This is a genomic window from Glaciecola sp. HTCC2999, assembly GCF_000155775.1.
Classification (GTDB): domain Bacteria; phylum Pseudomonadota; class Gammaproteobacteria; order Enterobacterales; family Alteromonadaceae; genus Opacimonas.
The window spans coordinates 118,797-142,293 of the sequence record NZ_DS989814.1 but is presented as its reverse complement, the minus strand read 5'-3'; the positions used below and the strand labels follow the sequence as shown (position 1 = coordinate 142,293).

The window sequence follows — 23,497 nt, the reverse complement described above, 5'->3', positions numbered from 1 at the left end:
GAAAAAAAGAAAAATAATAGATTCTATTGTAACGGCTAAATCAAAGGGTTCAAATCTTTAAATAAGAAGCTTTTATGACATGGCTCTCTAGTCACATTGTTAAACACACGTTAACGACACAAATAACTATGAATGAAAACCATCCTCAGCATTCATAGCATGAATTAATTAATTGAAAAAATACAACTTTGGGATGAACGACCATAGCCTTATATACAATGTAAATCCCAAGTGAAACCCCAACATAAAAGCGTTTAATAGCCTAAATTCGTTAAATACTAAACATATCAACAGTTCATTCATGAGAGAAATAAAGGTAATCGTAATTATTTATTTTATTTATTATTCTTTGCGTCCTAATATGAATTTGTCTGCAGTGAACGTTGACATTGTCATCATTCACGCCACCCTACACACAACATAAAGGATAAAGACTATGTCTCAATATCAACAAGACCAAGCGGCATTCGCTGCGTTAATTAAAGAACAAGGTAGTGCTTGGAACGCGATCAGCCCAGAGTATGCAGCTCGCATGAAGGCGCAGAATCGTTTTAAAACAGGTTTAGACATTGCTAAATATACTGCAGGTATTATGCGTAAAGACATGGCTGATTATGATGCCGATTCAGCACAATACACACAGTCTTTAGGTTGCTGGCATGGATTTGTTGGCCAACAAAAAATGCTTGCAGTGAAAAAGCATCAAGGTACTACTGACAAGTCTTATTTATACCTTTCAGGTTGGATGGTAGCAGCACTTCGCTCTGAGTTTGGTCCACTTCCTGACCAATCAATGCATGAAAAAACTTCAGTGCCGGCACTTATCGAAGAGCTATATACATTCCTTCGCCAGGCAGATTCACGTGAACTAGGTAACTTATTTAACGAGTTAGATAAAGCAAAAGCTAACGGCGGTGATGTTGCTGCAGTACAAGCAAAAATTGATAATTTTGAAACTCATGTTGTACCTATTATTGCTGATATCGATGCGGGATTTGGTAACGAAGAAGCGACGTACTTATTAGCTAAGAAAATGATTGAAGCCGGTGCATGTTGTATTCAAATTGAAAACCAAGTATCAGACGCTAAGCAATGCGGTCACCAAGACGGTAAAGTAACTGTACCGCATGAAGATTTCTTAGCAAAAATAAATGCTGTTCGTTATGCATTTCTTGAATTAGGTGTTGATGATGGTGTGATCGTAGCACGCACCGATTCACTAGGTGCTGGTCTGACACAAAAAATCCCAGTATCAAATACCGAAGGTGATTTGGCTGAACAATACAATGCATTCTTAGAAGTTTCACCCGTAGAAGATTTAAATGCACTTGCGAATGGCGATACTGTCATGAAACTTAATAACGAAATTGTTAAACCTGTACGTTTACCTAATGGTTTATATAAGTTTAAAGACAATACAGGTTTTGATCGTGTTGTATTAGATTGTGTTACTTCTTTACAAAACGGTGCTGATCTATTGTGGATTGAGACAGAAAAGCCTCACGTAGGTCAAATCGCAGAAATGGTTAACGCAATTCGCGAAACAGTGCCTAATGCCAAACTGGTATATAACAACTCTCCATCATTTAACTGGACATTAAACTTCCGTCAACAAATCTTTGATTTATGGACAGAAGCAGGTAAAGACGTATCTGCATATGACCGAGCAAACTTGATGTCTGTAGAATATGACGATACAGAGCTAGCAGCGGAAGCTGATGAGAAAGTTAGAACTTTCCAAGCAGATGCAGCACGTGAAGCAGGTATTTTCCATCACTTAATTACATTACCGACATACCACACAGCGGCGTTATCAACAGATAACTTAGCGAAAGGGTACTTCGGTGACCAAGGTATGCTTGCTTATGTGAAAGGCGTTCAACGTCAAGAATTACGTCAAGGTTTAGCGTGTGTTAAACACCAAGCTATGGCGGGTTCTGATTTAGGTGATACTCATAAAGAATACTTCTCTGGCGACCAAGCATTAAAAGCATCTGGTGAAGATAATACAATGAATCAATTCGACTAATATCAAACGCATCAATTCATCTCAAAACCCAGCTTCGGCTGGGTTTTTTATTGGTCGATGATGTCACACATGAGACACAAATAGTTAAGATAAAATAATATAAAACCACATTCATTAGACTAATATCGTAATGAATTATAATCAAATAAATTTATAATGGTGTTTCTACGACGTATAGGCGACTTAACCATGAATATTGCAAAAATTGACTTAAACTTATTGGTATACCTCGATGTGTTGTTACGCGAGGGCAGTGTAACTAAAGCCGCTAACCAACTAAGTATTACCCAACCTGCAATGAGTAATGGACTAAAACGTTTGCGTGATTTATTTAAGGATCCATTATTAGTCAGAACCAGTGATGGCATGACCCCAACTAAACGTGCGCTAGAATTACAGCCAACGATTCGCGATGTATTGAGTAAGTTAGAGTCATCCATTCAACCTGAGACTGAATTTAATCCAGAAACATCTACGCGCACTTTCAGAATTATGGCTTCTGATTATGCCGAATCAACGTTACTGTTAGAACTGATTGAAGAGCTTAGCTATAAGGCTCCGAATATTACTTTGGACTTAATTACGCCATCAGACGTTACATTTCACGATGTCGAACAAGGTAAAGTCGACATGGCAATCAACCGCTTTGATGAGTTACCCCTCTCCTTCCATCAAAAAGTCATCTGGTATGATCAATTTGCCTGTGTCCTTAACAAAAACAATCCGCGCTGTGAGAATTTCAACCTAGACAATTACCTATCAGGCCAGCATATATGGGTCAGTAAAACAGGATTTGGTATTGGTGTAGGTATTGACCCGAATGAAGTTCAAAAGCTAGGCTGGGTTGATGCAGAACTAACAAAAATTGGTAAGCAACGCCAAATTAGAGTATTTACTCGACATTATCATGCTGCATTGCAGCTAGCAAAAACCCAAAATTTAATTGCAACGTTACCCAGTCGCGCAGCCAAAATTTTTAAAGATGATCCTGATATTGTGGTGCTCCCACCCCCTTTTGATATACCGCCCATCGCCCTAAAAATGGCATGGAGTGCATTATTACAACATGATGCAGGGCATATTTGGTTACGCCGATTAATTGCTGATGTTTCAGAGCGGATGAATGGATCTTAATGCCAATAAAACGGCAAATATCATTCACCTCATGAATGGCTAGAATAGTTAGTATAATCTAAACATTATCAAATTTTCTCAATATACTAACCTTAGTTTAACTCATTGATAGGATATTGAAGATGCCATATTTAACGCAGAGTCGATTACATATTGACACCACACTGGCTCAATTTATTAACACATCCGTTTTACCAAACACAGGGATTGACGCTGATGCATTTTGGCATGGATTTGAGGCCATACTGGCCGATTTCACCCCTAGAAACATTGCGTTATTAGATACTCGTGACAAACTTCAAGCTAAAATTGATGCGTATCATCAAGACCACAAAACGGATTCCTTTGCCGAATATAAAGCGTTTCTTCAAACTATCGGTTATCTTGTTCCCGAACCAGATGATTTTAGGATCACAACAGCGAATGTTGATCCTGAATTAGCGACGATGGCAGGACCACAGCTAGTCGTGCCTATCAATAATGCTCGATATGCCTTAAATGCTGCTAATGCTCGATGGGGCAGTTTATATGATGCACTCTACGGCACCGATGTATTAAGTGATGAGAATGGTGCCGAAAAAACAGCGACATATAACCCCGTTCGAGGACAAGCTGTCATCAAACAAGCTCGCATCTATCTTAACGATATTGCACCGCTAGCTACTGGCTCTCATTTAGATGCAATCGCATATACCTTATCACCTACTGGCTTGTCTATTACACTCGCTGATGGCGATACGACTGAGTTGCGAGCACCTGAACAATGCATAGGCTACCAAGGTGACATTAGCTCACCATCCGCTATTTTAATTCAGCACAACGGTTTACATATTGAATTACAAATTGATGCAAACCACCCGATTGGATCGGTTGATCCAGCTAATATTAAAGATATATTAGTAGAATCGGCACTGAGTACCATCATGGATTGTGAAGACTCAGTAGCAGCCGTAGATGCAGAAGATAAAACTCTCGTTTATCAAAATTGGTTAGGCTTGATGCAAGGGTCATTGCATTTAACAATGACTAAAAATGGTCAAACCATTACCCGTAAGATGAATGCAGACCGACAATACACAGGGATTAATGGCGATGAAATCACCCTAAAAGGGCGTAGCTTAATGTTTGTTCGTAATGTGGGTCATTTGATGACGAATGATGCGATCTTGTTTGATGAGCAGCCCATCTTTGAAGGGATCATGGATGGCGTGATCACATCACTCATTGCATTACATGATTTACAGCGTAACAGTCAATTTACGAACTCTCAAACAGGTAGCATTTATATCGTAAAACCCAAAATGCATGGACCTGATGAAGTTAAATTCAGTGATGACCTATTCAATGCGATTGAAGATTTACTTCATCTTAACCGCCATACCATTAAAATTGGGATCATGGATGAAGAACGTCGGACATCGATTAATCTCAAAGCTTGTATCGAACAGGCTCAGCATCGTGTGGTCTTTATTAATACTGGATTCTTAGATCGCACTGGAGATGAAATTCATACTTCGATGTATAAAGGCGTATTTGCTCCCAAAGCAGAATTAAAACAACGCCCATGGATCGCGGCATATGAAACAGCGAATGTCGTCACGGGTTTAAGGGCTGGTATGTCAGGCAAAGCTCAGATAGGGAAAGGCATGTGGCCCATTCCCGATCAAATGGCGAATATGATGGAAGCTAAGATTGGTCATCCTCAATCAGGTGCGAATACCGCTTGGGTTCCATCACCTACTGCTGCGACTCTACACGCCCTGCATTATCATCAAGTTGATGTGTATGGTGTACAAGCAAGCCTGGACAATAGTGAATTTGATGGCATCGATACCATTTTAGATATACCGCTATTAGAGCCTACTCGAGTCTTAAGTCCAGAGTCTATACAATGGGAACTCGATAATAATATACAAGGTATATTAGGTTATGTAGTACGTTGGGTGCATCAAGGTGTTGGCTGTTCAAAAGTTCCTGATATTAATAATGTGGGTTTGATGGAAGACCGTGCGACGTTACGCATTTCAGCTCAACATATTGCTAACTGGCTAACACATGATGTCGTCACGCTTACACAAATTGATGAAACATTGGCTCGTATGGCGAAATTAGTCGATGAGCAAAATATCGATGATAATGAATACATTCCTATGTATCCCAATTACCATGATGCGGTAGGCTTTCAAGCGGCAAGAGATTTAATCGTACTTGGTACCATACAACCTAGCGGATATACCGAACCACTTTTACACGAACGTCGCCGTGAAATGAAGGCCCGATTAAGATAATTCAGTGTAATTGTTTTATTTAAAAACTGGCATCATTAACTCATATTTGATGCCAGTTGTTGTAGTAATGAGAAAACTCGTTGCAGTCAACGACTTACTGACCTTTACCAAATAATACCACTTCAATAGTTCTAATAAGGACTAGAATATCGAGTAAAAAGCTTTGATGTTTGACATAATATAAATCATATTTTAACTTTCCTTCAGCATCTTCAATACTCGCACCGTAAGGGTAATTTAACTGTGCCCACCCAGCTAATCCTGGTTTAACATTATGACGTTTGGAGTAAAAAGGGATTGCCTGTTCTAATTGTTCAACAAACTCAGGTCTCTCTGGGCGAGGCCCGACAAAAGACATATCGCCTTTAAATACATTATACAATTGAGGCAACTCATCTAATCGGTATTTACGTATAAAACCACCTACACGTGTCACTCGTACATCGTTTTTATCCGCCCATTGAGCACCATTTTTTTCAGCATCAATACCCATACTACGAAACTTATAGATGGAAAACGGTTCACCATTTTTACCGACGCGAACTTGTTTATAAAATACTGACGCCCCTGTTTTACGACCATCATCAACATAGATAATTAATGCGGTAAGTAACATAAAAGGCCACACAAATAACAATACCAGTGTAGCTAAAAATACATTAAAGCTATAATTTCTGATTTGTCTAAGATAGCTTTGTGATTCAAATCCTTTAGAATAAATCAACCAACTCGGGTACATTAGATTGACCATGATCTGACCTGTTTCACGTTCCATAAAGTCTAATAAATCAGAGATTTGTACTCCGTGCATACGACAGTCAAATAAGACTTCAATCGGTAATGTGCCACGGCGTTGATCCGCTGCTATCACCACTTCATTAATTTCATTTTCAACCACAAATGCCTTAAGTGAATTCTCAATATCAATGTCGAGAACAGGTTCTTTTTTAATCCCATTCTCCATATCATCTCCTGCAACAGGGATAAAACCGACAACGTCAAAACTTCGACGATCTGAAGCACGACGCATTTTTTGCTCAATCGTTGACGCGCGTTCCCCGGCACCTAAAATGACAATGCGACTCTTCGCTAACCCCAATGAACCATAGCGGACCATAAAGAATCTAAATACAGAAACGCTAGTAATCGAGAGCCCTATACTCACCACAAAATAGTAAGGATGTATCAAAATCTCACGGAAAAAGATAATCGTGATGACATACATTGCAAAGAAAGCAAGACCGTTAGCCACGAAAATACGTCGGACAATACCACGAATAGACTCACGCAATTTAGGTTCATATAAACCAAGAGACAGTGAGCTCATCAAAATAAAAAAAGTAAATGTGACAATAAATGGTATATATGAAGTATCCAAATCTGGAGCAGCAGGATCTAAAAACTTAACCACATAAAATGTAATGTATAAAATATAAGAGATTAATAACGCTTCAGATATGATTAACGAACTAAATCTTCTATTTTTAAAATTCTGATGCTGGCCCATATACTTCCTAGAATAATTTGATAATTTTAGGTCAACTGATTATTGACTTCTAAAAGGTTATCGACCAAATTAAAAATTACTGAAGTTTATTGATAGCCCATTGCTTTTTTTGCGAACCATTTTTTGATGGGAGGGATAGCATGTAGTAAATTCAACGCTTTATTTCGGCCTACCACTAGCCCAGGGATAGCATTTGAGAAAACCGTCACGAGCAAACTCGTCATATTGATCACTATTTGTCGATCAGTTTCTCGTAACGCTGCAAATCGATCTTGGTGAGAGTGAGCACCTAGCATCTCAATACTCGATAATTCTTTAATCGATGCAATAAAACTGATGACATCGCGGATACCTAGGTTAAACCCTTGCCCCGCAATAGGGTGCAACGCTTGTGCAGCATTACCTAAGGTGAATACTCGTTGGGCACGACCAGAGTGACAAGTTAACTTTAATGGAAAATGTTGGCGGGTAGATACGTAGCTAAATAGCCCGGCACGATCACCAAATGCCTGTTGCAATGCATTCAGAAAACGATTGTCATCAAGTGCACAAAGTGTTGTTATATCTTGCTCAGTACCACACCAAACTAATGAATAATATTGAGTACAATGAGTATCGTGTAACGCATCGCGATGCATAGGTAGTAATGCCAATGGCCCGTTTTCAGTAAAGCGCTCAAACGCGGTTAATTCAGTCTGGTAACGTGCAGGACCTGAACGACTGACTCCAACAATAGACACTAGGGCATGTTGCTGATAATCAATCATATTTGGCACTATGCCTAATGAAGTTTTTAAATCCGTTCCCTGACCATCCGCAAAGACTATCGTTTTAGCATGGATAACCTGTCCCGTTGCTAACCTTGCAGTCACCCCTTCGTCGGATAACTCAACAACACGGCATTGAGTGTTTTCGAATAACGCGATATCGTCTGCACTTTGCTTGCTTAACTGTTGAGTAATGACCGTTTCTAAAGCACTTAGCTGAGTCACATACCCTAACGCCGATACCCCTTGTTCTTGCGCACGTAACCGTGTTTGTCCTAAATGCCCACGATCACTAATATGAATTTGTTGAATTTGTGCATGACACTCGGGTAAAGGGATCCCCATTGCAGCCAAGTGGCACTCAGTGCTATGAGCCAGTGCAATAGCCCTAACATCATCGGCATACACATTAGATTGATGAATACTACCTGATGATACTAAGGTAACGTGGAGACCTAATTTATCATGCAATAATCCTTGGCAAAGCGCTAAACCCACAACTCCCCCTCCAACAACTAGGATGTCGGTGGTATGAATATTCTCTTGTTGTGCTGTCACATTCTGCACTTAAGCACCTGTACTCATTAATTGTTCAATATCCGCTATCGTTTTTGGAACATCACTGGTTAAAACGTGATTCCCTGATTCAGTGATCACAATATCATCCTCAATTCTCACGCCGATACCGTGAAACTGTTCAGGGCAATCACTTCCTGGGGCGATATAAATTCCTGGTTCAACAGTGATTACCATTCCTGGAGATAACGGACGCGGTTCACCATGATGTGTGTATTCACCGACATCATGTACATCAAGCCCCAAATAGTGCCCCAACCCATGCATAAAGTATTGGCGATACGTTAACCGCTCAATATTATCGTGTAAATTACCCGTCAAAATACCTAAATCGAGTAACCCTTGAGTAATGATTTCCACGACAACCTGAGTCACTTCTGGTATGAGCGCATCGGGTTTAAGTAACTCAAGTGCGGCTAACTGAGCATCTAGAACAATGTTATAAACACTGGCCTGTACAGTTGTGAAGTACCCACTAACTGGAAATGTTCTTGTAATATCCGCAGCATACCCTTCTAATTCACCACCGGCATCAATTAAGACTAAATCGCCATTTTGTAACGGTTGGTTATTTTGGGTGTAATGCAAAATACAAGCGTTATCCCCTCCTCCAACGATACTCGTATAGGCGGGATGACGTGCTCCATTGCGAGCAAATACATATTGGATTTCAGCTTCTAAATGATATTCATTTAAACCCGGTTTACATATCTGCATCGCCTGACAGTGGGCTTGGGCTGAAATATCTGCCACTGATTGCATCAGCGCTATTTCGGCAGGTGATTTAATTAACCTTGCCTCGTCTAACCAACTCTGCACATCGATATGGCTCGATGGGGCTAATACGCCTTTTTTCGGGATCTGTTTCAACGCTAATATTGTTTTATCAACAGCTCGTTTAACGTGGGATTGAATAAATAAACTGTAAACTGTCGTCTTTCCTGAGAACATATCAATCAGTTGTGCTGTCAACTGGGTGTTATCAAATGCACTATCTACCGCCAAGCTGTTGATAGCAGCGTCTGCACCTAATCGTCTACCATGCCAAATTTCAGCTTGCTCGTCTTTGGGTTGCACCGAAATACCAACATGCGTTTGGCCAGCGCTGTCTTTGATTAATATTAGGGTTGCATCAGGCTCATTAAAGCCGGTTAAATACCAAAAGTAGCTGTCTTGACGAAAATTATATTCAGTATCATTACTGCGCGTTTGGGCAGATGCGGCACCGATAACACAAATACTATTGGTTGCCATTAGGCTGAGTAATTTAGCACGACGGGCTTGATGTTCAGATAACGCAATCTTTTTCATAACTCATATCCCAATAATTAATGCACGGTAGGATCAGTCTCAATCGGCATAGGCTTATGAGCAGGTTGACACTCATTAAAACAACTCATCGCAATCACTCGCACATGTTCAATTAAGATAAGCAGTTGTGCCTGGGTTTCGTCATTTTCGTCTTGATCATCGACACTTTCCATACGCGAAATTTCAGAGAAGTCTTGAATCCCCTCTTTAACTTCATCAGAGCGTTGATCTAACGAAGGCTGATGCAAACCAAATCCGAGCATAAACCCTTGCACCCATAGAATGATCCCTTGTGCCTGCTCACTTAAAGGTGCATCAGTATCGGGTAAACATAACACCAAACCAAATTCAGCATCAGTAAGTTGATTGACGGTTTGTCCGTAAAGATGTTGCAAATGAGTCACTAAAGGTAGGGCAAATGGTTGAGAGTTATTTGCTACATCCGTTAACACAGACACCCAGTCTTGATTATCTAATGTCATACCACCGCATAACATACCACAGATAATCCCATGCACCTCGGCGCCATCGATTAATACATCATGTTTAGCTAACAGTTCGGTGGTATTTATAAAGTTTGCAATGGTACTCATAAAGGCATCTCTTATCAGGCAACAAAATAGATTGAAAACGAGGTCTAGGCCTCAAATGAATGTAATAGCATATCAAATTAATTCAATAAATACTTAGCCGAACCAATTTGATTGTTCACATAATATGCTGCGCCAATATATTTCATATAATCTCATATACAAGTTCTTTCATATTCTGTATTCTAATTACAGTCTCCTGGGATGTTGGCATGTTCATACATGTCCCTGGCCGATGCTTAAAACCTAGGAAGTTGATTCCACTACTTTTGCGCAAGCTCAACCCGTATTGAGACGCCTGCGGTAGTGATGATACCTCCGCCCTGAACATTTCGGCGTTCGGGCGAATTATGACCTGCGGCATCTTGGGCGACATTATCTTCATTCTCTTATATAATTCTGCTATTCAATTAAACAAATAACTCGCGGTAAATTATCCTATGGCAGTGATTAACTTTGGTTCAATTAATATCGACCACGTATACCAAGTAGACCATTTTGTTCAACCCGGTGAAACGTTAGCGTCCAATGACTATCAAGTATTACTTGGGGGGAAAGGCGCTAATCAATCTATTGCACTAGCCAATGCCGGTGCTGAAGTCTCTCATGTTGGGTGCATCAATCATAATGATGTCCACTTTAAACAAGCCATGATCAAACATGGTATCAATGGCCGTTTTATTCGATGTACCGATACCGCATCTGGGCATGCCATCATTCAAGTTACACCCAGTGGTGAAAATGCGATATTTTTATTTGGTGGCGCTAATCAAGAAATATCCACACAAGATATACAAGCAGCTCTAGCTGATACACAGTCGGGTGACTGGGTATTACTACAAAATGAAACCTCTGGCACTGCGGATGTGCTTGCTGCAGCCAAAGCAAAGGGACTGAAAGTCGCATTTAATCCTGCGCCAATGACCAATGACATTAAATCATTAAATTTCACACATATTGATTTATTAATTGTCAATGAAGTTGAAGCAGCTGAGCTGTCTGATTGTTCTCAAATGGATGATATTGAAGCGTTTTTCCATACACATTTTGCCCATGCAGAAGTCATTATTACCTTGGGAAAACAAGGCGCGAAATTTATCCATGCTCGACACACTGATAAAGGTGACATTGTTATCCCAGCATTTGTCGTTGAGGCTACTGATACTACGGCAGCAGGCGATACATTTATCGGTTTCTTTATGGCTCATTACCAACAACACAAAATACCCCAACAAGCGTTGAAATTTGCTTGTGCAGCGTCTGCATTGGCGGTAACAAAATCTGGGGCAGCGCAATCTATACCTCATGCTGATGATGTTGAAATGTTCTTAGCACAACACAACCAAGCCAAATAACAAGGAATGCAGATGGTTAATAATAACGAAACCCGCCATAAAATTATTCTTGATACAGATCCAGGTATCGATGACGCTATGGCTATATTTTTTGCATTCCAAGCCCCACAAATTGATGTGCTTGGATTAACGACTGTCTTTGGTAATGTACCTGTGGCTATGTCTGCACAAAATGCTATCCGCCTTTGCGATATTGCTCAACAACATGATGTTCCCGTCACACAAGGTGTCGGTATGCCATGGGTAGGTCCTGAATCTTCGTATGCCCATTTTGTGCATGGTGATAATGGTTTTGGTGATATCCCGGTCAATCCACCATCACGAGAATGCGATCCACGTTCATCTGCACAATTTATTGTCGATACCGTTAAAGCCCACCCAGGTGAAGTGACCATAGTCGCTGTCGGACCTTTGGGTAATCTTGCCTTAGCATTACGTTTATGTCCGGAGTTACCTCAATTAGTCAAGCAAGTGGCCATTATGGGCGGTGCAGCTTATGTAAAAGGCAATGTCACGCCAGTAGCTGAGGCGAATATTTGGAATGATGCTCATGCAGCCCAAATTGTATTTGCTGCAGGGTGGCCACTTGTAATGTTTGGCTTAGACGTTACTTATGATATTCCGTTTGCACCGGACTTCGTCGATATTTTAGCGCAGCAACATCCGATATTAGGTGGATTTGTCAGAGACTCTTCACAATTTTATATGGACTTTTATTCTCAAGGTTTAGACCAACGAGTGTGTTATTTCCATGATGCTTTCCCGCTAGCTTATTTGATTCAGCCTGATTTATTTGAGCTGACTGAAGGTCATATGCGAATCGGTACCTCCGAATTAGATCGAGGTCAGACGATGTTCGCTGCACTAGGTGATACCATGAGTCCTTTATGGACACAAGCAAGCACTGTAAAAGTAGCGACTAAGGTTAATCATAGTGAATTAACGACGCTCTTTATCGAGACCTATGGGAAGTAATTTGTGAACACAGACCCGCTTATTATGTCTGCTCGCCAAGCATTGCGCGCCGAGTTACGTGCTAAACGGCGTGCTTTATCTGAGCAGGAACAATGCCATGCACAACAACAGTTACTCACTCAGGCGTCTGATTTCATTCACAATGCTGATATCATTGCCGCTTATTTACCCAACGATGGGGAAATATCACCACAGACATTAATTGATTACGCTTGGGCACATAATAAAACGGTGGCATTACCCGTCCTTCATCCGTTCCACCCACAAACGTTGTTATTTGTTCGCTACACATCACAAAGTAATATGACAAAGAATAAGTTCGGGATCCCTGAACCGCAACTGACTACTCAAGACATCATTCCAATACATACTATTAATAGGATATTCGTCCCGTTAGTCGGTTTTGATGACCAAGGTAACCGTATGGGGATGGGGGGTGGATTCTATGATCGCACGTTAGCACCGATTACCGAGTCTCATCAGGTAGGATATGTATCGTTCAAAATTTCGACACCGCCAACTCTAATAGGCCTTGCCCATGATGTTCAAATGCTCGATTCTATACCATGTGCACAATGGGATATACCGATGTCGCATATCCTCACCCCACAAAAATGCATCACAATGACAGATTGTTAGCTCACTCTTATACGATTTAAGCTACACTAACTGATAGTTATTTTATTAATTTTTGACCTTAAGAGATCAGACTCATGACCCAAGATGACAAAAAACGTGCAGCAGCTCAAGCGGCTCTTGCTTATGTAAAACCTGACGATATTGTTGGTGTTGGTACAGGCTCTACGGTGAATTATTTTATCGAAGCGTTAGCTGCCAAAAAAGATCTCATCGAAGGTGCCGTCTCTAGTTCTGATGCTTCCACTCAACAACTTAAAGCTCTTGGTATTGAAGTATTTGATTTAAACAGTGTGGACCAATTTGATATTTACATCGATGGGGCCGATGAAATCACTGAACACAAACACATGATCAAAGGTGGTGGTGCCGCATTAACTCGAGAGAAAATCGTATCTGCCGTTGCTAAAACCTTTGTGTGTATTATTGATGACACAAAACAAGTCGGCATGTTAGGTGATTTTCCATTACCAGTTGAAGTCATTCCTATGGCACGCAGTTATGTGGCTAGAGAATTAGTCAAACTTGGTGGTGACCCTGTCTACCGCCAGGGTGTCATCACCGATAATGGCAATGTTATTTTAGATGTCCATAATTTAACCATTCTTGATCCTCGCGCACTAGAAACAAAAATCAATCAAATTGTAGGTGTGGTCACGAATGGATTATTTGCCCATCGAGGCGCCGATATATTAATCGTCGGAGGGGAAGACGGAGTTAAAACTTTATAACAACATTATCCGTCTAAGACTAAAAAAAACTATTCAGCAAGGTCGCAATTTGATAAATTAAGCATTTAGACGTCTAGATGTCTTTTTATTTTTTTTCTACAGGTTTACATTCCATGAGCAAGGTTTCACTTCCAAAAGACAAGATTAAAATATTATTACTTGAAGGCGTTCACGAAAGTGCGTTAGAAACATTAAAAAATAATGGTTACAGTAATATAGAGTATCTCAAGACCTCATTACCCGAGGATGAGTTAGTAGAAAAAGTGAAAGATGTCCACTTTATTGGATTACGTTCACGCACGCAAATTACTGAACGTGTGGTTGAAAGCGCAAAAAAACTTGTTGCTATAGGTTGCTTTTGTATTGGCACTAACCAAGTTGATCTTACCGCCACCCAAATCCGTGGTATTCCGGTTTTTAATGCACCGTTTTCTAATACGCGTTCTGTTGCAGAATTAGTACTTGGTACTTTGATCCTATTACTACGCGGTATCCCAGCAAAAAATGCAAAAGCCCATCGCGGTGAATGGGATAAAAGCGCCAATGGCTCTTATGAAGCTCGTGGTAAAACACTCGGTATCATTGGTTATGGTCATATCGGTACTCAATTAAGTATCCTCGCTGAACATTTAGGTATGCGCGTCCAGTTCTTTGACATCGAAGATAAACTTGTTCTTGGTAATGCTACTCAAATTAAAACGATGAAACAGCTCCTTAACACCTCTGATGTGGTGAGTCTGCATGTTCCAGAAACCGCTGAGACTCAGAATATGATTGGCGCTGAAGAAATTGCTCAGATGAAAGACGGCTCCATCTTAATTAATGCGGCTCGCGGTACTGTGATTGATATCCCAGCATTAGAAACCGCCTTAGAATCAGGTAAGTTAAATGGTGCTGCAATTGACGTATTCCCAGTTGAACCTAAATCTAATCATGAAGAATTTGAATCGCCTTTACGTCGTTTTGATAATGTGATCCTGACACCTCATGTTGGTGGCAGTACTCAGGAAGCACAAGAAAATATCGGCATAGAAGTCGCAGGTAAAATGGCGAAATATTCGGATAATGGCTCCACTCTTTCGGCAGTCAACTTCCCTGAAGTGTCATTACCAGGTCATAATAAACACTCTCGTTTATTGCACATCCATAAAAATGCACCCGGTGTACTCACGCAAATCAACCAAGCGTTTGCATCACAAAACATTAATATCGCCGCACAGTACCTACAAACCAACGAAAATATTGGTTATGTAGTTATCGATGTTGAAACCGATAGAGCCGATGATGCGTTTGCACAATTGACTCAAATTGATGGCACAATTAAGACTCGTATACTACATTAAAGATTAAAGTACAGCTTAGTACTAATAAGATACCAAAAAGGCTTAGACGCGATTTGAAGTGGATATTAATATAACACTTCAATGCAACTAAGCCTTTTTTATGAATGGGATAAATGATTTAGAAAAAGGTATAGACGAGTGTCACAGCGGTCTCAGTATCTAACTTCTTACTGTCACCCTCGACATCCGTGTTATGATCCAGTTTTAAAGATACTTTCATCGATAACGCATTTTTTAATGTCGCTGAAACGGCTGTTACAGAGCGTGATTTCGTATTATCTCCACCAAATTCCGAAGATAATGATTGGGTGATTTTTGCCGAGTCAGATAGTCTTAATGAATATTGCAACGCCGCACGAACAATTATACTGTCTAAATTCTTACCATCTTGGCTTTCTGAAAAACTATAACCCGGACCTACTGAATAACTGAACTTAGATTTTTCATTGGAAAATACTTCCTGGTTCCAACCTAATGCCACAGTCGATTGATATTTAAAATCAGAGAAACGATCATCTTCATAGGAACCAAATACGAATAAACGTTGATTTTCTTGGGTTAGCTTGTAGTTAGCTTGTCCTGATAAAAAATATTTTTGAGCTGTCGTCTCAGTCACTTCATTACCAGCACGATTGACTTTATCTTGCTTGTATAAAGCATCAAACTTATATTCATTACTCCAATCTGTTAACTCTTGAGTCCCTGCTAAACCGGCACTTAACGATGTCGCTTCGGTATTACCAGTGGTAATAATTAAACCGAACTCTCCATCCATAGAGATGGATTTATCTTTTTGAGCAACACTCGGCGCGGCTGCGAATAATGCGCATAAAACAAGGGCGACTGGCACCTTAGTCATCGACATAATTTTCCTTATTGATATTAGCTTGATATAGCAAATTTAGAATTTTTATAGCGTTAAAAACAGCGTATATTCTAACGTTATTTTGCTTCAGTCTCTATTAAAATAGATCTTTTTGAGGTCCTGTTGTAGGTGTTACAGGTAAAGGCTCTTTGATTTTTAAAGTCTGTGTTTGTTGTCTTCGTAAATAAGCTTGTTTACGACGCATGCATGCATCATTGATGATCTTCTTTGTATTATCGTCAACTTTGAGCCAATTAAGTCGCTCATCACGTGAGCGATAACAGCCACGACAATAGCCTTTTGGACCAGATTGGCAAATACCAATACATGGACTAGGCACTTCAAACAATTCAATCTGACGCATATAGCACTTTAACAATTATTAATCATGTCATGATACCAAAAAAAATCCCTAAACTGTTGCCAGTAATAGGGATTGTTTATCTGTTTTACCAATGTTTACGAAAATCTTACTTTTTCTTTTTCGCTTTTGGATTCGGTAAATCAGTAATGCTGCCTTCATAAATCTCAGCAGCAAGGCCAATAGATTCATTCAGTGTTGGATGAGCATGGATTGTCAATGCAATATCTTCTGCATCTGCACCCATCTCAATCGCTAAACCAATTTCACCCAGCATTTCACCTGCATTGGTACCTACCATTGCACCACCGATAATACGGTCAGTATCTTTGTCAAAGATTAACTTAGTGAGACCATCTGTGGCATCAGAAGCGATAGCGCGACCAGAAGCTGCCCATGGGAATGATGCGGCTTCGTAATTGATACCTTGCTCTTTGGCTTCTTTCTCAGTTAAACCAACCCATGCTAACTCTGGCTCAGTATAAGCAACAGAAGGAATACACTTAGGATCGAAGTAATGTTTCTTACCTGCAACCACTTCTGCAGCGACATGACCTTCATGAACCGCTTTATGTGCAAGCATTGGTTGACCGACTAAGTCACCAATTGCGAAGATATGTGGCACGTTAGTACGCATTTGTTTATCGACATTGATAAACCCACGCTCATCAACTGTTACGCCGGCAACGTCTGCACCTACCAATTTACCATTCGGCTTACGACCAACAGCAACAAGGACTTTGTCATAACGCACTGGCTTAGCTGGCGCTTTTTTACCTTCAAAGCTGACATATAAACCGTCTTTTTTCGCTTCAACGCCTGTCACTTTAGTTTCTAGCATGACGTTAAAGGTGTCTTTGATCGTTTTGTTATACACCTTAACAATGTCTTTATCGGCAGCTGGAATTAACTGATCTAAGAACTCAACCACATCAATCTGTGAGCCTAGTGCATTATATACAGTACCCATTTCTAGACCAATAATACCACCACCTAATACAAGCATTTTGCCAGGGATATCTTTCATCTCTAACGCGCCAGTAGAGTCAATGACACGATCATCTTCAGGAATGAACGGTAAAGAAACTGGCTCAGAGCCGGCAGCAATAATCGCGTTGTCAAAAGAAATAGTTGTCGTACCTTTATCGCCAGTCACTTCAAGTGTGTTACTGCCGGTAAATTTACCTAAACCTTGCACAAATTCTACTTTGCGCATTTTTGACATACCACTTAACCCCTTGGTTAACTGGCTTACTACGCTATCTTTCCAGTCGCGTACTTTATCTAAATCAATCTTTGGTTCGCCAAATGACACACCATGGCTAGATAAATGCTTCGCTTCTTTGATAACTTTCGCTACGTGCAGTAATGCTTTTGATGGAATACAACCCACGTTAAGACATACACCACCTAAGTTAGCGCGGGCATCAACTAGTACAGTATCAATCCCTAAATCGGCAGCACGGAACGCGGCAGAGTAACCGCCAGGACCGGCTCCTAAAACAACTAGTTGCGTTTTAATTTCGCTCATTTTGACCTCAAAATCTTTAAATTTAGTTAAGGTTTATTTAACGTTAAGTATTTTACAGAATAATCTGACGTAAATCACCCAACACATTCTTAATATGTACTGCAAAGCGTGCGGCTAGCGCCCCATCAATCACACGATGGTCGTATGATAATGATAATGGCAACATTAACCTTGGTTCAAGTCTTTACCATTCCACTTTGGTTTTATCTCGGATTTAGACACACCCAAAATAGCAACATCCGGAGCATTCACTATTGGTGTAAATGCTGTACCACCAATGCCACCTAAACTAGAGATAGTAAAACAACTACCCTGCATATCAGCCGCTTTTAACTTACCATCACGTGCTTTAACGCTAATATCCATTAACTCTTTTGATAGCTCATGAACGCCTTTTTGATCGACATCGCGAACCACCGGCACAACTAACCCGTTCGGTGTATCAACTGCAATTCCGATATGGAAATATTTTTTCAATATCAAACTCTCACCATCAGCAGATAATGAAGAGTTAAATGTAGGGTAAGCTTGAAGCGCATCAGCAACTGCTTTCATCATAAATACAAGCGGGGTAATTTTGAAACCAAGCTTACGTTTTTCACACACGACATTTTGTTCTTTTCGGAACGATTCCATATCAGTGATATCGGCTTCTTCAAACTGTGTGACGTGTGGAATTGTCACCCAATTGCGATGTAAATTTGGACCAGAAATTTTCTGAATACGCGTTAACGGCTTTTCTTCAATCTCACCAAATTTACTAAAGTCTACCTTCGGAGCGGCTAGTACTTGTAAGCCCCCTTCACCCGAAGCCGTTGCAGTAGCTGCAGTAAGCTTAGGACGAGATAACTCATATTTCACATAGGATTGGACGTCTTCTTTAATAATTCGACCTTTATTTCCCGACCCATTAACTTGGGTTAAATCAACACCAAACTCACGTGCTAAACGACGTACTGACGGAGAAGCATGTACTTTACCCGTAGGTTTAATCGCTGCAGCGGATGGGTGATGTGGTACTGGTGGTGCTTTAGGTGAAGGCGCTGGCGCAGCTGGGGCTGGTGCCGCAGCAGGTGCAGGGGCAGACACAGGCGTCGCTTCGACTGGCGCATTACCGGCCACTTCCAAATGCACAACCAAGCTACCTTGGGATACTTTATCGCCCACATTAATGTGAACTGACTTAATCGTACCAGCCTGTGGCGATGGCACATCCATTGATGCTTTATCGGTTTCTAAGGTAATAAGTCCATCTTCAGCTTCAACCGTATCACCGGCAGCGACTAATACATCGATAACATCGACATTTTCATCACCACCAATATCAGGCACCGTCACTTCAATTATAGAAGCAGTTGCTGGCGCTGCAGCAGGTGCTGGTGTTTCTGTTACTGGCGCTTCTGCAGTTGGTGCTTCAGCAGAGGCTGTAGCTAATGTCACGACTAGCGAACCTTCGGATACTTTATCACCTACATTCAAGTGCATGGCAGTGATCGTACCTGCCTGTGGGCTAGGTACATCCATAGAAGCCTTATCCGTTTCTAACGTCACTAAACCATCTTCTACTTCTACGCTGTCTCCAACCGCCACTAAAATTTCAATCACATCGACATTTTCATCACCACCAATATCTGGCACAGTGACTTCTATAGTAGTGGATGCTGCAGCTGCTGGTGCTGGCGCGGTTTCAACCGCTGCAGGTGCAGGTGTGGCAGTAGGTGCAGACGATACAGTTTCCTCAACGGCTGGTGCTGCTTCAGCAGCACTTGCAGTTTTCATTTTAGCTAATAATGCCCCTTCTGAAATCTTGTCACCCACAGCAACACAAATTTCTGCGATATCACCCGCAAAAGGGGCCGGGATATCCATAGAGGCTTTGTCACTTTCAACCGTAATAATAGAATCTTCTGCATCTAATGAATCACCAACCGATACACAAATTTCAATAACTTCAACAGAATCTTCACCCAAATCAGGGACTAATACTTCTTTAATATCAGACATGTCCAGCTTCCTTATGCGTAAAGTGGGTTAATTTTATCAGCATCAATGCCAAGATCATCAATCGCTTTTGCCAATGCTTTCTTATCAAATTGACCTTGCTTGGATAATTCATATAGCGCAGCGAAAGTAATGTAGTTTGCATCCACTTCAAAGTGACGACGTAAATTTTCACGGCTGTCTGAGCGACCAAATCCGTCAGTACCTAATACACGGTATTGACCAGGGACAAATGCACGAACCTGATCGGCATAGGCTTTAATATAATCCGTCGTAGCAATTGTTGGGCCTTCATGACCTGTTTCAGATAGTATCTTAGTGATATAAGGCACTTTCTGCTCACCATCAGGGTGAAGCATATTGAAACGGTCTGCATCAATACCATCACGACCTAACTCGTTAAACGAGGTCGCAGAGAACACTAATGATTCAACGTCATATTTCTCAGCCAAAATCTTCGCTGCTTCACGTACTTGAACCAAAATAGTACCAGAACCTAAAAGATTTACTTTCGCTTTAGATTTACCCACTGTATCTAATTGATAGATACCACGGATAATGCCTTCTTCAGAACCTTCTGGCATAGCTGGTTGCACGTAGTTTTCGTTCATGACTGTCAGGTAATAGAAGACGTTTTCTTGTTCTTCTAGCATGCGACGAGTACCGTCACGCGTGATCACAGCGACTTCATAACCGTAGGTCGGGTCATATGACACACAGTTTGGAATCAAGCCAGCTTGGACGTGTGAATGACCATCCTGATGCTGAAGACCTTCACCATTAAGCGTTGTACGACCAGCAGTACCACCGATTAAGAAACCACGACATTGGCTATCACCTGCCGCCCATGCCATATCACCAACACGTTGGAAACCAAACATCGAGTAATAGATGTATACTGGTAGCATCGGTAAATCATTGGTTGAGTAAGACGTACCAGCGGCCACGAATGACGCCATTGCACCTAGCTCATTGATACCTTCTTGCAATACCTGACCTTTCTTATCTTCACGATAGAATGCGACTTGATCAGCATCTTGAGGCACATATTTTTGACCTTGGTTAGCATAAATGCCCACTTGACGGAATAAACCTTCCATACCAAAGGTACGCGCTTCATCAGGGATAATAGGAACAACATTCTTACCCATTTGCTTATCTTTCAACAACACGGTTAAGACTCGAACAAACGCCATCGTCGTTGAAATTTCCCGTTCACCAGAGCCTTTAGTTACCGCTTCAAATGCTTTTAAAGGTGGTGCTGGTAAATCATGGGTACTTTGTGCCAAACGAACTGGCATATAACCATGTAATGCTTCACGCTTGGCACGCAAATATTGCATTTCAGGGCTATCTTCTTCAAATTTGTAATATGGTAAATCACCAATCTCTTCATCCGATACCGGAATATTGAAACGATCACGGTAATGTTTAACAGATTCGATATCCATCTTCTTCACATTGTGCGCGATGTTCTTTCCTTCACCGGCTTCACCCATACCATAACCTTTAACCGTTTTAGCTAAGATGACTTGAGGGCGACCTTTTGTTTCTGTTGCTTTCTTATAAGCAGCATAAACTTTAACAGGGTCATGTCCGCCACGGTTTAAACGCCAAATGTCATCGTCAGACATATTGGAAACCATTTCTTTCAATTCTGGATATTTACCAAAGAAGTTTTCACGCGTGTATTTACCGCCGTTAGCTTTAAAGTTTTGATACTCACCATCTACGGTCTCGTTCATTAACTCGAGTAATTTACCGGTCGTATCACGCGCGATCAGAGGATCCCAATAACGTCCCCAGATAACTTTAAAGACTTCCCAACCAGCGCCACGGAATGTTCCTTCAAGCTCTTGGATAATTTTACCATTACCACGTACTGGACCATCCAGTCGCTGTAAATTACAGTTGATAACGAATGTTAAGTTATCAAGGCCTTCACGTGAAGCAAGACCAATGGCACCTAATGATTCCGGCTCATCGACTTCGCCATCACCCATAAAACACCATACACGTTGATCTGAACAATCTTTCAAACCACGGTTAGTCAAATATTTTAAGAAACGCGCTAAATAGATAGCTTGCATCGGACCTAAGCCCATAGATACTGTCGGGAACTGCCAAAAATCAGGCATTAATTTTGGATGGGGATAAGACGAAATACCTTCGCCATCAACTTCCTGACGGAAATTATCTAATTGTCCAGCAGATAAACGCCCTTCAATAAATGCACGAGAATAAATACCTGGAGAAACGTGACCTTGAACAAATAAATAATCACCACCATCTTTTTCATTTGGTGCACGGAAAAAATGGTTAAAGCCGACATCGTATAGCATTGCTGATGATGCAAATGATGAAATATGGCCACCAAGTTCTAAATCTTTTTTCGAACCACGCAGTACCATCATCATTGCATTCCAACGAATGGCATGACGGATCTTAGTTTCAAGCGTTTGATCACCAGGCATGGTTGGCTCTTGACCAGCAGGGATAGTGTTTAAATATGCTGTCGTTGCATCATAAGGTAAGTGGGCACCATTACGGCGCGCTTTTTCAATCATACTCTCTAATAAATAGTGAGCACGTTCTACCCCTTCCGCTTCTAGTACTGATTCTAAAGAATCAAGCCATTCCTGCGTTTCTGTAGGGTCGAGATCAACATGCTTTTGGTCAGTCATGCATTATTCCTTATTATTTGCTAATGCCAAGCCTTAGCTCGGGTTGGTTTCAATTCTTCGTAAAACGCGTTGAACACGTGAATCACGTTGATTTATATTCAATAATGTTTCTTCTATAAAAGCGAGATGTATATTACTTGCTCGCCTTGCTTGTTGTGGGTTCTGCTGTACTATCGCAGCTACAATACTTGCTCGTTGTAATGCTATTTCATTACATGCTTCTGGGTTTACTGCCAACATCTGCAGGTTACGCTGAATATTTTCAATTAGCATTCCCTTCATACTGCGCATCACATGTTGCAATACAATATTATGAGAAGCTTGAGCCATAATGAGATAAAACTCTCCTAACACTTGTGCTTCTTCAGCTTTATCCGCTGTCGGCACCATGGCGTCTAGTCCAGACAATGCTGCTTGTAATTGTTTATAATCTTCGGGTTGTCCACGTAACGCAGAGTAAAACGCAGCCATGCCTTCTAACGCATGACGAAACTCCAATAAATCAAATTGAGTCTCTGGTCGTTGGGCAATTAATGCAAGTAAGGGCTCTGTCATGTTAGCGTTAAGTTTAGCGCTAACAAATGTGCCACCACCTTGCTTACGCTCAACTAAACCTTTGGCTTGTAAGTTCTGTATCGCTTCACGTAAAGATGGACGGGATACATTAAACTGAGTTGCTAAGACTCGCTCTGCAGGTAATTTAACTCCAGCCACAAAACTACCGTCTAAAATCATAGCCTCAAGTCTGTCAGTGATGACGTCTGATAGTTTTTGTTGTTTGATACTACTCATATGTATACGCTGTCATTATGA

At 40.9% G+C, this 23,497-nt stretch carries 17 protein-coding genes, 1 other RNA gene and 1 pseudogene; 9 read left to right on the top strand and 10 right to left on the bottom strand.

Translation table 11 applies throughout. The features are described from left to right. The first annotated feature begins 436 nt into the window (after positions 1 to 436). The 3 genes from G2999_RS10105 (at position 437) to G2999_RS10095 (ending at position 5,451) form a co-directional block, all read left to right on the top strand. Complete coding sequence (locus G2999_RS10105; protein ID WP_010181252.1) at positions 437 to 2,029, top strand: isocitrate lyase; 1,593 nt, start codon at positions 437 to 439, stop codon at positions 2,027 to 2,029. Between the two features lie 189 nt (positions 2,030 to 2,218). Further along, positions 2,219 to 3,163 carry a LysR family transcriptional regulator gene (locus G2999_RS10100; RefSeq protein WP_010181251.1) on the top strand — a complete coding sequence of 315 codons (945 nt, stop codon included), beginning with the start codon at positions 2,219 to 2,221 and terminating at the stop codon, positions 3,161 to 3,163. Between the two features lie 122 nt (positions 3,164 to 3,285). Further along, on the top strand, positions 3,286 to 5,451 hold the full coding sequence (locus G2999_RS10095; protein ID WP_010181250.1) for a malate synthase G: 2,166 nt from the start codon (positions 3,286 to 3,288) through the stop codon (positions 5,449 to 5,451). 94 nt (positions 5,452 to 5,545) lie between these two features. Here the strand turns inward: G2999_RS10095 and G2999_RS10090 are convergent, their stop codons facing one another. The 4 genes from G2999_RS10090 to G2999_RS10075 all read right to left on the bottom strand — a co-directional run bounded on the left by G2999_RS10090 (position 5,546) and on the right by G2999_RS10075 (position 10,205). Next, entirely contained in the window at positions 5,546 to 6,958 is a 1,413-nt protein-coding gene (locus G2999_RS10090) for a TIGR03013 family XrtA/PEP-CTERM system glycosyltransferase (protein ID WP_010181249.1), read from the bottom strand. An 86-nt stretch (positions 6,959 to 7,044) separates the two neighbouring features. Next, on the bottom strand, positions 7,045 to 8,292 hold the full coding sequence (locus tag G2999_RS10085; RefSeq protein ID WP_010181248.1) for an FAD-dependent monooxygenase: 1,248 nt from the start codon (positions 8,290 to 8,292) through the stop codon (positions 7,045 to 7,047). Then, positions 8,293 to 9,612 (bottom strand): Xaa-Pro aminopeptidase, encoded by a 1,320-nt coding sequence (pepP, locus tag G2999_RS10080; protein WP_010181247.1) that lies wholly within the window; start codon positions 9,610 to 9,612, stop codon positions 8,293 to 8,295. It abuts the gene before it with no gap. 17 nt (positions 9,613 to 9,629) lie between these two features. Beyond that, positions 9,630 to 10,205 carry a UPF0149 family protein gene (locus tag G2999_RS10075; RefSeq protein WP_010181246.1) on the bottom strand — a complete coding sequence of 192 codons (576 nt, stop codon included), beginning with the start codon at positions 10,203 to 10,205 and terminating at the stop codon, positions 9,630 to 9,632. A gap of 190 nt (positions 10,206 to 10,395) precedes the next feature. On the opposite strand from G2999_RS10075, the gene ssrS reads away from it, so the two are divergent. The 6 genes from ssrS (at position 10,396) to serA (ending at position 15,242) form a co-directional block, all read left to right on the top strand. After that, positions 10,396 to 10,578: non-coding RNA, 6S RNA (gene ssrS, locus G2999_RS12845), on the top strand. A gap of 64 nt (positions 10,579 to 10,642) precedes the next feature. Then, on the top strand, positions 10,643 to 11,557 hold the full coding sequence (locus G2999_RS10065) for a ribokinase (protein WP_010181235.1): 915 nt from the start codon (positions 10,643 to 10,645) through the stop codon (positions 11,555 to 11,557). Positions 11,558 to 11,569: 12 nt separating this feature from the next. After that, positions 11,570 to 12,532 (top strand): nucleoside hydrolase, encoded by a 963-nt coding sequence (locus G2999_RS10060; RefSeq protein WP_010181233.1) that lies wholly within the window; start codon positions 11,570 to 11,572, stop codon positions 12,530 to 12,532. 3 nt (positions 12,533 to 12,535) lie between these two features. Next, complete coding sequence (locus tag G2999_RS10055) at positions 12,536 to 13,171, top strand: 5-formyltetrahydrofolate cyclo-ligase (RefSeq protein WP_010181232.1); 636 nt, start codon at positions 12,536 to 12,538, stop codon at positions 13,169 to 13,171. Between the two features lie 74 nt (positions 13,172 to 13,245). Continuing rightward, complete coding sequence (rpiA, locus tag G2999_RS10050) at positions 13,246 to 13,899, top strand: ribose-5-phosphate isomerase RpiA (protein ID WP_010181230.1); 654 nt, start codon at positions 13,246 to 13,248, stop codon at positions 13,897 to 13,899. A gap of 113 nt (positions 13,900 to 14,012) precedes the next feature. Continuing rightward, entirely contained in the window at positions 14,013 to 15,242 is a 1,230-nt protein-coding gene (serA, locus tag G2999_RS10045) for a phosphoglycerate dehydrogenase (protein ID WP_010181228.1), read from the top strand. A 118-nt stretch (positions 15,243 to 15,360) separates the two neighbouring features. Here the strand turns inward: serA and G2999_RS10040 are convergent, their stop codons facing one another. The 6 genes and pseudogenes from G2999_RS10040 to G2999_RS10015 all read right to left on the bottom strand — a co-directional run bounded on the left by G2999_RS10040 (position 15,361) and on the right by G2999_RS10015 (position 23,476). Then, positions 15,361 to 16,101, bottom strand: a complete 741-nt coding sequence (locus G2999_RS10040) for a YdiY family protein (RefSeq protein WP_010181226.1) — start codon at positions 16,099 to 16,101, stop codon at positions 15,361 to 15,363. A gap of 103 nt (positions 16,102 to 16,204) precedes the next feature. After that, positions 16,205 to 16,471, bottom strand: a complete 267-nt coding sequence (locus G2999_RS10035; protein WP_010181224.1) for a DUF1289 domain-containing protein — start codon at positions 16,469 to 16,471, stop codon at positions 16,205 to 16,207. A 106-nt stretch (positions 16,472 to 16,577) separates the two neighbouring features. Continuing rightward, positions 16,578 to 17,999 (bottom strand): dihydrolipoyl dehydrogenase, encoded by a 1,422-nt coding sequence (gene lpdA, locus G2999_RS10030; RefSeq protein ID WP_010181222.1) that lies wholly within the window; start codon positions 17,997 to 17,999, stop codon positions 16,578 to 16,580. 52 nt (positions 18,000 to 18,051) lie between these two features. After that, a pseudogene (aceF, locus tag G2999_RS12355) lies at positions 18,052 to 20,003 on the bottom strand (pyruvate dehydrogenase complex dihydrolipoyllysine-residue acetyltransferase). 11 nt (positions 20,004 to 20,014) lie between these two features. Further along, the gene (gene aceE / locus G2999_RS10020) at positions 20,015 to 22,684 is read right to left on the bottom strand and encodes a pyruvate dehydrogenase (acetyl-transferring), homodimeric type (protein WP_010181215.1); all 2,670 of its coding nucleotides are present in this window, start codon (positions 22,682 to 22,684) and stop codon (positions 20,015 to 20,017) included. 33 nt (positions 22,685 to 22,717) lie between these two features. Next, positions 22,718 to 23,476, bottom strand: coding sequence for a GntR family transcriptional regulator (locus G2999_RS10015; protein ID WP_010181213.1), 759 nt, complete (start codon positions 23,474 to 23,476; stop codon positions 22,718 to 22,720). Positions 23,477 to 23,497: the final 21 nt, after the last annotated feature.

Bases quoted from the DNA above. Each gene is read 5' to 3' on its own strand.
- G2999_RS10075 (WP_010181246.1), bottom strand. From the start codon at position 10,205: ATGAGTACCATTGCAAACTTTATAAATACCACCGAACTGTTAGCTAAA.
- G2999_RS10040 (WP_010181226.1), bottom strand. From the start codon at position 16,101: ATGACTAAGGTGCCAGTCGCCCTTGTTTTATGCGCATTATTCGCAGCC.
- G2999_RS10035 (WP_010181224.1), bottom strand. From the start codon at position 16,471: ATGCGTCAGATTGAATTGTTTGAAGTGCCTAGTCCATGTATTGGTATT.
- G2999_RS10065 (WP_010181235.1), top strand. From the start codon at position 10,643: ATGGCAGTGATTAACTTTGGTTCAATTAATATCGACCACGTATACCAA.
- aceE (WP_010181215.1), bottom strand. From the start codon at position 22,684: ATGACTGACCAAAAGCATGTTGATCTCGACCCTACAGAAACGCAGGAA.
- G2999_RS10090 (WP_010181249.1), bottom strand. From the start codon at position 6,958: ATGGGCCAGCATCAGAATTTTAAAAATAGAAGATTTAGTTCGTTAATC.
- serA (WP_010181228.1), top strand. From the start codon at position 14,013: ATGAGCAAGGTTTCACTTCCAAAAGACAAGATTAAAATATTATTACTT.
- G2999_RS10100 (WP_010181251.1), top strand. From the start codon at position 2,219: ATGAATATTGCAAAAATTGACTTAAACTTATTGGTATACCTCGATGTG.
- lpdA (WP_010181222.1), bottom strand. From the start codon at position 17,999: ATGAGCGAAATTAAAACGCAACTAGTTGTTTTAGGAGCCGGTCCTGGC.
- rpiA (WP_010181230.1), top strand. From the start codon at position 13,246: ATGACCCAAGATGACAAAAAACGTGCAGCAGCTCAAGCGGCTCTTGCT.
- G2999_RS10060 (WP_010181233.1), top strand. From the start codon at position 11,570: ATGGTTAATAATAACGAAACCCGCCATAAAATTATTCTTGATACAGAT.
- pepP (WP_010181247.1), bottom strand. From the start codon at position 9,612: ATGAAAAAGATTGCGTTATCTGAACATCAAGCCCGTCGTGCTAAATTA.
- G2999_RS10095 (WP_010181250.1), top strand. From the start codon at position 3,286: ATGCCATATTTAACGCAGAGTCGATTACATATTGACACCACACTGGCT.
- G2999_RS10105 (WP_010181252.1), top strand. From the start codon at position 437: ATGTCTCAATATCAACAAGACCAAGCGGCATTCGCTGCGTTAATTAAA.
- G2999_RS10015 (WP_010181213.1), bottom strand. From the start codon at position 23,476: ATGAGTAGTATCAAACAACAAAAACTATCAGACGTCATCACTGACAGA.